This window comes from Actinoplanes sp. CA-051413, from assembly GCF_050955795.1.
Taxonomy (GTDB): Bacteria; Actinomycetota; Actinomycetes; order Mycobacteriales; family Micromonosporaceae; genus Actinoplanes.
The window spans coordinates 9,379,818-9,391,889 of sequence record NZ_CP192100.1; the positions used below are offsets into that span (position 1 = coordinate 9,379,818).

At 71.4% G+C, this 12,072-nt stretch carries 15 protein-coding genes; 4 read left to right on the top strand and 11 right to left on the bottom strand.

Annotated features, from left to right (window positions below):
* Positions 1-2: 2 nt before the first annotated feature.
* The gene (locus ACQP2Y_RS44275; RefSeq protein WP_433722607.1) at positions 3-1,064 is read right to left on the bottom strand and encodes a YgfZ/GcvT domain-containing protein; all 1,062 of its coding nucleotides are present in this window, start codon (positions 1,062-1,064) and stop codon (positions 3-5) included.
* On the bottom strand, positions 1,061-1,459 hold the full coding sequence (locus ACQP2Y_RS44280; RefSeq protein WP_360547078.1) for a Fur family transcriptional regulator: 399 nt from the start codon (positions 1,457-1,459) through the stop codon (positions 1,061-1,063). The genes ACQP2Y_RS44275 and ACQP2Y_RS44280 overlap by 4 nt, the downstream gene beginning before the upstream one ends.
* 62 nt (positions 1,460-1,521) lie before the next feature.
* On the opposite strand from ACQP2Y_RS44280, the gene ACQP2Y_RS44285 reads away from it, so the two are divergent.
* Entirely contained in the window at positions 1,522-2,313 is a 792-nt protein-coding gene (locus ACQP2Y_RS44285; RefSeq protein WP_433722609.1) for an aminotransferase class IV, read from the top strand.
* Positions 2,314-2,401: 88 nt separating this feature from the next.
* Here the strand turns inward: ACQP2Y_RS44285 and ACQP2Y_RS44290 are convergent, their stop codons facing one another.
* Both ACQP2Y_RS44290 and mtfM read right to left on the bottom strand, forming a co-directional pair.
* A complete protein-coding gene (locus ACQP2Y_RS44290) occupies positions 2,402-3,001 on the bottom strand; it encodes an FABP family protein (RefSeq protein ID WP_433722611.1) in 600 nt (199 codons plus the stop codon).
* Positions 2,998-3,102, bottom strand: a complete 105-nt coding sequence (gene mtfM / locus ACQP2Y_RS44295) for a small membrane protein MtfM (protein ID WP_281420991.1) — start codon at positions 3,100-3,102, stop codon at positions 2,998-3,000. Before mtfM ends, ACQP2Y_RS44290 begins: the two co-directional genes overlap by 4 nt.
* Positions 3,103-3,116: 14 nt before the next feature.
* Here mtfM and ACQP2Y_RS44300 point away from each other — a divergent pair, with 14 nt between their 5' ends.
* Genes ACQP2Y_RS44300 through ACQP2Y_RS44310 form a run of 3 tightly spaced genes read left to right on the top strand, consistent with a single transcriptional unit; the run spans position 3,117 to position 4,647 of the window.
* Complete coding sequence (locus tag ACQP2Y_RS44300; protein ID WP_360545838.1) at positions 3,117-3,491, top strand: DsrE family protein; 375 nt, start codon at positions 3,117-3,119, stop codon at positions 3,489-3,491.
* Between the two features lie 42 nt (positions 3,492-3,533).
* The gene (locus tag ACQP2Y_RS44305; RefSeq protein WP_433722614.1) at positions 3,534-4,049 is read left to right on the top strand and encodes a SigE family RNA polymerase sigma factor; all 516 of its coding nucleotides are present in this window, start codon (positions 3,534-3,536) and stop codon (positions 4,047-4,049) included.
* Positions 4,030-4,647, top strand: a complete 618-nt coding sequence (locus tag ACQP2Y_RS44310; protein ID WP_433722616.1) for a LytR C-terminal domain-containing protein — start codon at positions 4,030-4,032, stop codon at positions 4,645-4,647. The genes ACQP2Y_RS44305 and ACQP2Y_RS44310 overlap by 20 nt, the downstream gene beginning before the upstream one ends.
* Here ACQP2Y_RS44310 and ACQP2Y_RS44315 read toward each other — a convergent pair.
* The 7 genes from ACQP2Y_RS44315 to ACQP2Y_RS44345 form a co-directional block, all read right to left on the bottom strand.
* A complete protein-coding gene (locus tag ACQP2Y_RS44315) occupies positions 4,644-7,466 on the bottom strand; it encodes an RICIN domain-containing protein (RefSeq protein ID WP_433722618.1) in 2,823 nt (940 codons plus the stop codon). The genes ACQP2Y_RS44310 and ACQP2Y_RS44315 overlap by 4 nt on opposite strands.
* Positions 7,467-7,590: 124 nt before the next feature.
* On the bottom strand, positions 7,591-8,454 hold the full coding sequence (locus ACQP2Y_RS44320) for a hypothetical protein (protein WP_433722620.1): 864 nt from the start codon (positions 8,452-8,454) through the stop codon (positions 7,591-7,593).
* A gap of 69 nt (positions 8,455-8,523) precedes the next feature.
* Positions 8,524-8,853 (bottom strand): DUF1416 domain-containing protein, encoded by a 330-nt coding sequence (locus ACQP2Y_RS44325; protein ID WP_360814592.1) that lies wholly within the window; start codon positions 8,851-8,853, stop codon positions 8,524-8,526.
* 2 nt (positions 8,854-8,855) lie between these two features.
* Positions 8,856-9,704: a sulfurtransferase gene (locus ACQP2Y_RS44330; protein WP_433722622.1), complete on the bottom strand. Its 849-nt coding sequence runs from the start codon at positions 9,702-9,704 to the stop codon at positions 8,856-8,858.
* Between the two features lie 172 nt (positions 9,705-9,876).
* Positions 9,877-10,005: an Ms5788A family Cys-rich leader peptide gene (locus tag ACQP2Y_RS44335; RefSeq protein WP_360545852.1), complete on the bottom strand. Its 129-nt coding sequence runs from the start codon at positions 10,003-10,005 to the stop codon at positions 9,877-9,879.
* 18 nt (positions 10,006-10,023) lie between these two features.
* Positions 10,024-10,812, bottom strand: coding sequence for an LmeA family phospholipid-binding protein (locus tag ACQP2Y_RS44340; protein WP_433722625.1), 789 nt, complete (start codon positions 10,810-10,812; stop codon positions 10,024-10,026).
* 65 nt (positions 10,813-10,877) lie between these two features.
* On the bottom strand, positions 10,878-11,897 hold the full coding sequence (locus tag ACQP2Y_RS44345; RefSeq protein ID WP_433722627.1) for a hypothetical protein: 1,020 nt from the start codon (positions 11,895-11,897) through the stop codon (positions 10,878-10,880).
* Between the last annotated feature and the right edge of the window lie 175 nt (positions 11,898-12,072).

Below are 12,072 nucleotides of genomic sequence, written 5' to 3' on the forward strand. Positions count from 1 at the left end.
GCTCAGGAGATGTCGATGGCCGCGGCCGACTCCCCCACCAGCAGGGCCGCGTCGTCGGCGACGTTGCGCTTGAGGACGGCCAGCGCGATCATGCCCAGCTCGTGGTGGCGCACGGCGGTGCCGACGAAGCCCACGGCCCGGCCGTCCAGCATCACCGGCGTGCCCTGCGCGGGCGGCTGGTCGGTGGCGATCCCGTCGAGGTGCAGCAGCACCAGCCGGCGCGGGGGCTTGCCCAGGTGATGCACCCGGGCGATCGTCTCCTGGCCCCGGTAGCAGCCCTTGTCGAGGTGCACGGCCGGCGCCACGAGGCTCGCCTCGGACGGGATGGTCCGGTGGTCGGTCTCCCAGCCCAGCCGTGGCACCCGGTGCGCCACCCGGACCGCCTCGTACGCCCACAGCCCCGCCTTCGGCACGTCGGCCAGCAGCGCGAGCACCTCCTCCAGCGAGGAGCGCGGCACCAGCAGGTCGACGCCCAGCGGCACCCGGCGCGCCAGGGCACCGGAGCCGAACGGCCGCACGTCGTAGAGCGTGGTCGGTGCGGCCGGCACCGCCCCGGCGGCGAACTTGGGGCCGGGCACCTCGAAGATCCGCGGCTCGGCGAGCTCCACGCCCAGGTGCTCCCGCGCGGCCGCCACGGCCTGGGGCCCGACCAGGGACAGCACCGCGATCTCGGCGCTCGCGTCGCGCGGCTCGACCTTGGTGAAGAAGCGCATCATCTCGAGGTATTTGAGCAGGCCGGCGCCGGCCCCGGGCTCGGTGTCGAGCCAGGCGGTGGTGCCGTCCTCGGCGACCAGGGCGTGCTGCTCGACGTGCCCGTGCGGGGAGAGCACGAGCAGCTCGGTGCCCTGCCCGGCGCGCAGGTCGCTGAGGTGCTGGGTGGTGAGGGTGTGCAGCCAGCTCGCGCGTTCCTCGCCCGGCACGGCGAGCACGTCGCGGTTGGAACGGTCGACGAGGCCGACGGCGGTGTCGAGGGTGCGCTGCTCGCGCATCGGGTCGCCGTAGTGGGCCGGTACGCCGGCGTCGGCCGACGTGGGCTCCAGCTCCTCGATCAGGACGGTGGTCATGGCTGCTCCTTGCAGTCGCCGCAGACGCCGAACAGGGACACGTGGCCCACGTCGACCCGGAAGTTGCGGTCCCGCTGCAGCTGCTCGGTCACCGGCAGCATCACGCCCGGGTCGACCTCGTCGATCGACCCGCAGTCGCGGCAGACGAGATGGACGTGCTGGTCCTCGCCGGCGCGGTGGTACGTCGGGGAGCCGTGCGACAGGTGGGTGTGGCTCACCAGCCGGAGGTCCTCGAGCAGCTCGAGGGTGCGGTAGACGGTGGTGATGTTGACGCCGGCGGCCCGCTCCCGCACGGTGTGGTGGATCTGCTCGGGGGTCGCATGGCCCAGCTCGTGCACCGCCTCCAGGATCAGCTGGCGCTGCGGAGTCAGTCGCAGGCCGCGCTCCCGGAGCATCTCGGCGAGGGAAGAGGAGGACACGGTACGAGCATAGTTCGCACGGCATACCCTCTTCTCTGGTGAGCGACAGCTTGATGGTGATCCCCGGCTCAGGTGAGCTGAGCCCGCTGGACCGGGGCGTGCTGTACGGCGAGGGTGTTTTCGAGACGCTGCACCTGCGCCCGGACGGCCCGTGGCTGCTCGACGCCCACCTGGACCGCCTGGCCCGGTCGGCGGCCCTGCTCGAAGTGCCGCTGCCGCCGCGCGCGGAGCTCGCCGCCCTGGCCGCCCGAGCGGCGCAGGCCTGGACCGGTGGTGAAGGCGCCCTGCGGCTGATCGTCACCCCGGCGACGTTCTACGCCACGGTCGGCGCAGTGCCGGCCACCGCCCGCCGCCAGCGCCGGGAAGGCATCAAGCTGATCACCGCGGACCTGGGCGTGACGTCCCGCCCACCCTGGTCACTGGCCCCGGCCAAGACCATCTCGTACGCGGAGAACCTCGCCGCCACCCGCTGGGCGAGAAGCCAGGGCGCCGACGACGTCCTCTGGCTCCGCGCCGACGGCCACGCCCTGGAAGCCCCGACGGCCAGCCTGATCTGGCTCACCGGCGACACCCTCTGCACGGTCCCCGCCGCCGAGACCGGCATCCTCCCCGGCACCACAGCCGCCCACCTGCTCAACCAAGCGCCGGAGCTGGGCCTGCACGCGGAAGAACGCATGATCACCGCGGCGGAGCTGGGCGCCACGGACGCGATCTGGCTGGCCAGCTCCCTGCGCGGCCTGGCCGAGGCGCGCAGCCTCGGCGGCGCCGAGCGCGCGGCGTCACCGTGGACGCCGCGCCTGCTCACCCTGCTCGGCTTCGACGGCTCCTGACCGAGCACGGACCTCGCGTTCGGCGGGAGCGACGGTCAGCACCATGCAACCAGGCACGACCGTAATTTGACCTTGATCTTGTTGAAGCTCAGCCGCCGACGCGGAGGAGCCTTGCCGACAGGTGCGGCACCAACGTCTCCCCCATGCCGGACATCTCGTGGGCGTAGAGCAGCGCCCCGTCGACGATGCCGAACAGCCGGTGCCCGGCCGTGACCTCCAGGGCGGACGGCGTCCGGACGACCGCGTCGGTCACCATCTCCAGCCGCGTGCCGCTGACCCGCCCGATGTAGAGCTCCATGACGCCGTCCGGCGTCATCATGGTGGCTTCCATCTCGTCGCCCGGCCGGTCGTTCACCAGCACGGGCCGCCACCAGCCGGTCTCCCGGTCGGCCATCCGCACCGGCTTGGAATCCGCGTCCAGGATCCAGATCCGCGACTCGTAGGCCAGGAACGGCCGCCCGTCGTGGCTGATCCGGACCTCCTGCGCGAAGTCGAAGTCCTCCGGCGCCGGGAAGCCGCCCTGCCCGCGGCCGCGCCACAACCCGATGAACGGCAGCAGCCCCAGCAGCGCCGGGTGCAGATCCGGCCCCTGCCGCAGGTCGTGCGTCTCCTCGTACGGGTACGCCTCCACCGGCGGCGCGTTCAGCCAGGGCGGCGGGCCCAGCGGGTTTTCCGTCTCACTGCTCACCAGCGTCCCCTTGCAATGCGCATCGCCAGATAGCCCAAACCGCCTGCCAGCCCGCCGAACCCGGCGACCAGCAGACTCACGAACCCGATCTCGGTAACCATGACCGGCCCATCCTATGCTGACCCGCATGGCCCGCTTGCTCGTCGTCAAGGCAACCGCCGGCGCGGACGCCCCGGAGCGCTGCTCGCAGGCGTTCACCGTGGCTTCGACCGCGGCCGCGTCCGGGGTGGACGTCTCGTTCTGGCTGACCGGTGAGTCCACCTGGTTCGCCCTGCCGGGCCGGGCCGCGCAGTTCGAGCTGCCGCACGCCGCTCCGCTGCCGGACCTGCTCGACCTGCTGATCGGCAGCGGCCGGGTCACCGCCTGCACGCAGTGCGCCGCCCGCCGGGAGATCGGCCCGCAGGACGTCCTGCCAGGCATCCGGATCGCCGGCGCCGCGGTGTTCGTCGAGGAGATCATGTCCGACGGCGCGCAGGCGATCGTCTACTGACCGGGATGCAACCGGCCCTGCCGCTGCGGGGTGTACTTGGTCATGCAACCCAGCACCGCTGACTTCGACGCCTTCTACCAGGCGAGCGCCCGGCGCGTCGTGCTCTACCTGTACGCCGTCTGCGGCGACCTGGCCGACGCGCAGGACCTGGCCCAGGAGGCGTACGCCCGCGCCTGGCAGCACTGGCCGAAGGTCTCCGGTTACGACAACCCGGAGGGCTGGGTCCGTGCGGCCGGGTGGCGGCTGGCGGCGAACCGGTGGCGGGGTCTGCGGCGCCGGTGGGCGGCCCAGGCCCGGATGGGTCCGCCCGAGCCGGCGGCGGCGAGCCCGTCACCGGACCGGGTGGCTGTGGTCGCCGCCCTGCAGCAGCTGCCGGCCGCCCAGCGCCAGGCGGTGGCCCTGCATTACCTGTTCGACATGTCGGTCAGCGACATCGTGCTGCACACCGGCGCCCCCGCCGGCACCGTCAAAGCCCGGTTGTCCCGGGCCCGCACCGCGCTCGCCGAGCTGCTCGGCGAGCACCCCCAGGAGGTCAACGATGTCGCGTCCCGTTCGTGAGCGGATCGCCGAGCTCGAGGCGGACGTCGAGCAGTTGCGGCTGGCGCCGGCGGCCGCCGTCCGGGCCCGGGGGCGCAGCCGGATCCGTCGCCGCCGGGCCGGCACCACAGCGGCGCTCGCCGTGGTGGTCGCCGCGGGCGGCTTCGGCCTCACCTCGCTGACCCGCGATGACCCGGCCCCGGTGGCCACGCTGCCCGCCGCCCCGTCGTCCAGGTGCTCGTTCCCGATCGACCTCACCCTGCCCGACGACCCCGCCGCGGTGGTGATCGACGTGGTCGGTCGCTCCGAGCGGACCGCTCCGGTGACCATCGAACTCAAACACCGCGGCTTCGCGGCGACCGAGCGGAAGTCGTTCGATCCGGATGCTGACAACTCGGGGCCCGTGGCGGTGCTCCGGTACGGTCCCCAGGCGGTCGGCGCCGCCACGGTGGTGCGTGCGCTGGTGCACGGCGACGTCGTCATGAAGTTCCTGCCCGACCGGGGCAGCCGGACGATCGACCTCGTGGTCGGGGCCGACTTCGACCGGCTGGCCACCACGACCGAGGTGAACATGGCCCTGGTGGAATTCGGCGAGCCGACCCGCCCGCCCGGCTGTTAACCCGGCACGATCCGCCAGCGCTGGTTCGCCCCGCCCAGGTCCGCCCACTGGGTGACGGCCGCACCGTCGGCCGTGGACTGCCCGGAGACCTCCAGGACCTTGCCGCTGTGCCGGGCGACCAGCGCGAACGTTCCCGAGCCGGACCAGGCGAGCCGCCACTGCTGGTTGGTCCCGCCGAGGTAGTCCCACTGGGTCACCCGGGCGCCGTCGGTGGTGGCCGCGCCGCTGACGTCGGCGCACTTGCCGGTCAGGTTGCTCACGATCCGGAAGTGGCCGCCGCCCACGTCCTCGAACTTCCAGACGTGGTCGGCGGTGCCGGTCGGCGGCCACTGGGTGAGCTGGGCGCCGTTGGCGGTGGACATGTCCTGGATCGCCAGCACCTTGCCGGTGTGGGTCACCTGGAGCTTGACCGTGCCGTCCGGGATCAGCTGCCAGTTGTGGTCGGCGGTGCCGGTGTCGGCGTACTGCACCACGTTGGCGGAGTCGGCGGTGGACATGCCGGCCACGCCGAGCACCTTGCCGGAGTTCTTGTTCCTGATCCGCAGGTGGCCGTCGCCGTTGTCGACGAGCTGCCACAGGTGGTCGGCGGTGCCGTTGTCGTCGTACTGCACCACCTGCGCCGAGTCCGCTGTGGACATCCGGTCGACGCCCAGCACCTTGCCCGAGTTCACGCAGCGGATCCGGACGTGGCCGTCGCCGTTGTCGACCAGCTGCCACAGGTGGTCGGGGGTGCCGCTGTCCGCGAACTGCACCACCCGCGCGCTGTTGGCCTGGGACATCTGGTCGACGCCGAGGACCTTGCCGCTGTGCTGGTTGCGGATCCGGAAGGCGACGCCGGGCGGCACCCACGGCCGGCCGTCACCGATCGTCGGGAACGAGGTGATGCGCAGGCGGGCGGCCCCCATCGGGATCAGGGTGATGGTCTCCACCGGCTCCGCGGACGGCGTCGGGCTGTCCTGCAACGGTGTGACGATCTCGTCGCTGTCGGCCGTCCAGGCGGGGATCTTGCGGGCCGGCGTGGTGATCCTGATCGGCGCGGTGGCCGGGGTGAACGGATCGGCCACGTCACCCAGGCCGGTCGTGACGGCGAAGGACGTCGCGCCGTCGAGCCCGTAGTTCCACGGGGAGCCGGGCCGGACCTCGCTGGTCGGCCAGGTCTCCGTGCCGCCCGTGCGGGTCCACTGCTCGGTGACGGCCAGCGAGAAGGTCAGCGCGCCGAAGTCGACCGAGACGCTGTCCTGCATGGCGGTCCAGGTGCGGACCCGGGTCCGCATCGGCAGGCGCAGCACGACCCGGTCGCCGTTCTGCCAGGTCCGGCTGATCTTCGCGTACGTCGGACCGGCGGCGACGACCGCAGCAGCGCCGTTGACGGTGAGCGTGGGGTCGGTGCACCAGCCGGGAACCCGCACGTACAAAGGGAACGCGACACTGGCCGGGGTGCTGACGGTGTACGTGATGGTGTCGCCGAACGGGTAGGCCGTGTCGGCGACGATCGTCACCGCCGTACCCCCGGCGACCGCGGCGGTGACCCGCGACGGGCCGTGCAGGTTGGCGACCAGCCCGGCGTCGGGGGTGGCCGCCCACATCTCCTCGACGTAGTACGGCCAGCCCATCCCGTAGTTGTGCGGGCAGCACCGGTAGTTGTCGATGCCCAGCATGTACGCCTGCATCGGGAAGCCGTTCTGGAACTGTCCCTGGCTGCCGGTCCGGTCGCGCAGCGCGATGCTGTTCGCGCTGGTGATGTAGTGGATGCCGCGCTGCTTGGGGTCCAGCGCCGCGGGCAGCGAGTTGAACGCCAGGTCCTCGACCCGGTCGAACCAGACCGGGTCGCCGGTGATCCGGCCGAGCATCTCGTGCCCGGCCATGAACTCGACGATGCCGCAGGTCTCGAAGCCCTGCCGGGGGTCGCCGAAGCCGGGCCGGGCGTTCTCGTCACCGGCGAACCCGCCGCCGGGGAACTGCCCGTAGCTCTTCATGATCAGGTCGTAGTCGGCGTAGCTGGCCTGCCGGTGCGCAGCGTCGCCGGACAGCACGGAGAAGACGGCCGGCTCGCGGAAACCCTGGGCCAGGTTGACGTTGTGCAGCGACGGCAGGTTGTTCAGATAGTTGGCGGAGTTCGCGTGGATCTTGCGGGCCAGGTCGAGCAGGAACGCGTCGCCGGTGCGGTTGTAGGTCCAGAACACCACCTCGAGCGTGTCGGCCCACCGGTAGCTGCCCCAGCTCTGCGAGAAGACGCTGGTCGGGCAGCCGTTGACGTAGCGCAGGAAGCGGGTCAGGAAGGGCACGACCCGGGTGTCGCCGGTGAACTCACCGAAGGTGCGGATCGCGTGCAGCATCGGCATGTGCGGCCACAGGTCCGGGCCGTTGTCCAGGCTCGTCCGCAGGCGGGTGGGGCCGAAGTAGCCGTCCGCTGCCTGGGTGGCCAGCACGCCGTCGATCCAGCGTTTCGTCTCCGCGATGACCCGGGTGTCGCCGGTGACGTAGCCCAGGCTGCTGAAGCCCTTGAGCCAGTACGGCACCTCCTCCCAACCGCCCAGCTCCGGACGGATCCAGCCGGTCTCGTCGTACCGCAGGAAGTGCGAGACCTCGGGCAGCCGCCCGTTGAGGCCGTCGAGCTGGTGGGCGAGCTGGGTGGCGAGCCAGCCGCCGGCCCGGGTCCGGCCGGGCGTGAGCCGCAGGAAGGCGTCGGGGCGCAGCGGCGAGCGGTTGACGACGTAGCCGGGCGCGGCCGCTCGGGCCGGCGCTGTCGTGCTGAGCTCGGTGGCCGCCGCGACGGCGGGCACAGCGAGGGTTCCGGCCAGGAAGGTACGACGGTCCACAGCAGCCTCCGGGTGGGCCAGGGCGTGCAGTCATGGTGGATTATGTGCGATTGCTTGCGTTACGTGATCGTAAAACATTGATTCACGCAAGTAAATAGATCGGCCGCGCTCGATGGAAAGTTTGTTAACGACAGCCGGTGGTGGCGTCCACCCGGGCCCGGCCCTCGCTGTCGCTGACCACCATCGACACGTTTCCGGCCCGGTACGCCCACGCGTGCGGGTCGGACTGCACCACCACCGCCCCGGCGACGACGCCCCGCAGAGCTCGCCCGAGATCTGCGGGTGCGGACAGCTCGTCGGCGGTGACCGTACGGGCGACGCCGCCACTCGGGCAGCTCACCTCACTGCTCGTGGCCTTCGCTGCCGTAGCCCCCAACGCCCTCAGCGCGGCAGTGAACGCCTGCGGCACTTCGGTGGCCGCCACGGGCGCCGGATCGAGATCCACCCCGTCCGCCAGCGGCCGGCATCCCGTCGAGACCAGCAGCGTGAAGGCGGAGGCATCCGCGTCGGCGGTGGTGTCGACCCCCACGAACTCACCGGCGTCGGCCCGCAGGCCGTAGCGGGTGCGGGCCTCGTTGTGCCGGGCCGTGGCCGCGTACCCGGCCGGCAACGCCCGGGCGATCGCCTGCAGCACGCCGGGCACCTGACCCGGCTGGACTCGGACGGTGATCTCCCGGCTGGCCTCGACACCCTCGCGCACCGGCGTGAGGGCACAGTCGCGGTCGAAACTCAGCTCGCCCAGCGTGACCACCCGGTCGGCGGCGTCGGCCGCGTCCAGCGTCACCCCCGTGGCCCGCTGCAACACGGGCAGGGCCGCGGCGATGTCCCGCTGCTCCGGCACGGTCGGCGGATCATTGCGCACGGACCAGACGGCGAAGCCGGTCAGCACCACCGCCCAGGCCACCACCACCCCGGTCAGCCACCAGCGCCGCCGGGGCCGCCGGGCAGCGGAAGGCGGGGCGACAGGGTGGTACCCGGGGGCGGTCACGGCAGCCATGCTCGCACGACGAAAGGCGGGACCCGGTGCGGGTCCCGCCTTTCGTGAACAGAGCGTGGGTCAGGAGCTGACGCTGAGGCCGACCTCGTTGACGCCGCGGGTCGCGTCCACGGCCAGGTCGCCGTTGCCGTGCCGGGACAGGGCGCGCAGCGTCCACGAGCCGGGCGCGGCGAAGAAGCGGAAAACGCCCTGCGGGGACGTGACCACCTCCGCGGTGAACTCGCCGGTGGAGTCGAGCAGGCGGACGTACGCGCCGCCCACCGCCTCACCCTCGGCGTTGCTCACGACGCCCGTGATGACGGTTTCCTTCTGCAGATCGACACTGGCCGGGATGGGAGCCGACTGGTCGGGCGCGGCGCAACCGTCCGCGATGTTCGCCGGAGTCGTCATGGTCACGCCTCTCCCGGCTCGTCGCCGAGCGCGATCGGCACGCCGATGAGCGAGCCGTACTCGGTCCAGGAACCGTCGTAGTTCTTCACGTTCTGCTGGCCGAGCAGCTCCTTGAGCACGAACCAGGTGTGCGAGGAACGCTCGCCGATGCGGCAGTAGGCGATGGTGTCCTTGCTGCCGTTCAGGCCGGCCTCGCCGTAGATCTTGGCCAGCTCCTCGTCGGACTTGAAGGTGCCGTCCTCGTTGGCCGCCTTGCTCCACGGCACGCTGATCGCGGTCGGGATGTGGCCACCGCGCTGCGACTGCTCCTGCGGCAGGTGCGCCGGGGCCAGCAGCCGGCCCGCGAACTCGTCGGGGCTACGCACGTCGACCAGGTTCTTCACGCCGATGGCCTGCACGACCTCGTCGCGGAAGGCGCGGATCGACAGGTCCGGGGCGGACGCCTGGTACTGCGTCGCGGCCCGGTTCGGGACGTCCTTGCTGTACGGGCGGGCGTCGAGCTCCCACTTCTTGCGGCCACCGTCGAGCAGCTTGACGTCGCCGTGCCCGTAGAGCTTGAAATACCAGTACGCATACGCCGCGAACCAGTTGTTGTTGCCGCCGTAGAGGATCACGGTGTCGTCGTTGGCGATGCCCTTGCCCGACAGCAGCTTGGAGAACTGCTCCTGGTTGACGAAGTCCCGGCGCACCGGGTCCTGCAGGTCGGTCTTCCAGTCGATCTTCACGGCGCCGGGGATGTGGCCGCCGTCGTAGGCGGTGGTGTCCTCGTCGACCTCGACGAAGACGACGCCCTGCGTGTCGAGGTTCTTCTCGGCCCAGTCGGCAGAGACGAGTGCGGTGTCGCGACTCATCGGAGTACTCCCTTGGTCAGGTGAGATGGGGGTGAGTCGGCGCGCGGAGATTCGGTCGCACCCCGCGCGGGACCCTTGCGGTACGGATCACGTTGGGTTGGGTGCGACGGCGCCACTGCCGGGCGGGGAGAATCAGATGAAGATCAGATCCTGCGCAGCGTGAATGGCCCCGTCAGATGACAGGGCGACACAGGCAGGCGGCCACGCGGCACAGGTCGACCGCGCGCCTTTTGGTGAGCAGAGGGCTCATGAACGCGACCTTACCAGCGGGTCCACGGCTCGGAACACCGTCGACCACCATCCGGGATTGAGGCAGGGGTCACAGACCGCCTGAACTCAGTGACACGTTGCTGGCTCCGGTGGTCACGTACAGGCCGTCGGCGCGCGGCTCGACCTTCTGCACCTTCAGGCCCAGCGGCAGGGCCGGCACCTTGAGATCGAAGGCCAGCTGCTTCACGTAGTTGTCGACCAGGGTGCGCACCAGCGGAATGTTCGGTAGGCCCTCGGCGGTCACGTCGGCGAAGGTGACACTGACGACGCCGTCCTTGACCACCAGGTTCGCCGTACCGGTGGTGTTGAAGGTCTGGCCCAGCGCCTCGAACGGCGCGGCACCGATCAGCTTGCCGTCCCGCTCGCTGAGCTTGAGACCCTTCTGGCCGATCAGGTCGGCCAGGTCGGGATAGCTCAGCGTGCCGACGCCGGTGACCGTGGCGGCCACGATGTCGCCGTTGCCGGTGCGCACGGTGTCCAGCGGCGCGTTCACGTCCTTGGCCCGGATGTCGAGCCGGTCCATCTTGATGTTCTTGCCGTTGCCGGCCGGCCCGGAGAAGTTGTTCAGCAGGATCTTGATCTCCTGGTACTTCCCGGCCAGGACCTGGGTCAGGAACGGCACACCCTCGATGGTCACGTCCGGCTTCTCGGCCGTGGCCTTCTGCTCGGTGAGCTGCTGGGCGACCCGGTCGCCGATCTCGCGCTCGGCGTAGGAGGCGCCGAACCGGTCGGCCACGACCAGCGCCCCCAGGATGATGAGCAGCAGCACCACGAAGGTGATCAGCAGACGCCGACCCCAGCGCTTGCGCGGCCGCGCGGACCCGTACACCTCAGCCACTACGGCCTCCCGTTCACGTCAGGATGGGGCACGGTATATGCCCGATGCGAGCTCTCCGGACACCCTCAACTGAGGAAGAAGGCCGTCAGGACGTACGCACCGGGCAGGGCCAGGGCGAACGCACCCAGCGGGCCCTGCATGTGCCGGGCCACCCAGAAGGTCGGTGTGTCACCGGCCATCCGGCGGCCCACCTCCGAATAGTTGACCGCGAGATCCACCAGCATGGCCACCCCGGCGGCGACGAAGCCCAGCAGGGCACCCTTGGCCGGCGTGAACGGCAGCACGAGCACACTGCCCAGCGCGGCCGCCGCGAGAGTGCCCAGCATGGCCCCGGCGATGATGCCGCTGGCGCCGCGGGGCACCTGCGGCGCGATCCGCGGCCGCGGGAAGAAGGCGTCGACCAGATGCGCGACCAGCACCGACACGGCCACCGCGGTCAGGCAGACCAGCACCGCCTGGGTGCCGACCGGCTTGCGGGTGAGCACGATCAGCTGCGCGAACGAGACCACGCCGACCACGATCAGCAGCGTGCCGCTCAAGGCGTCGCGCACATGCATGCGGTCGCTGGGACGGATGAACTGCCCGGCCACGGCCACCGCGTAGCCGGCCGCCGCCACCACGATCAGCGGCAGGATCCCGGCGGACTCGCGGTTGACCGCCAGATAGTCGGCCACCAGGGCGGCAGCCACGCAGACCCCGGCGACCGTGCCTACCGCGGGCGGCCGGATGGCCATCGTGAAGGCCAGGATGAAGAGCAACTGCACCCCGAAGACCACGATCGCGTACGGCAGGCGCGCGTCCGGTCCGGAGGTCTGCGCCCCCAGGATCAGCCCCACGCCGAGCAGAGCCGCGAAGCCGGCGATCGCCACCGACAGCTGGCGGCGGACCGGGACCTCGGGGATCTCCTCCTCGATCTCCTCGGCATCGTCCTCGTCCGGTTCGCCGCCACGGGCGCCGATCCGGGAGGCGGGCTCGGGGGCGCCGGCGTAGAAGCCGGACGACGACCGGCCCGGCGCCGACCGGGCGATCTCCCGGGAGACGTCGTCGTCCCAGGAGTCGTTGTCGCGCGGCGCGGAGGGAAGCACGCCTGCGATGGTGCCAGACCCGGGGCCGATCGCGCTCATCGCGGCGCGGTCATCTCATCCGACACGGGCCGGCAACATGGGCGCGCTCCCACGGAGCCGGCGTCGCAGGTCGGGTAAAAGGCTGGTTACGATCCGGCCGTTCGGCCACCTCGGGGGCGTAGTTCACATCACTTGG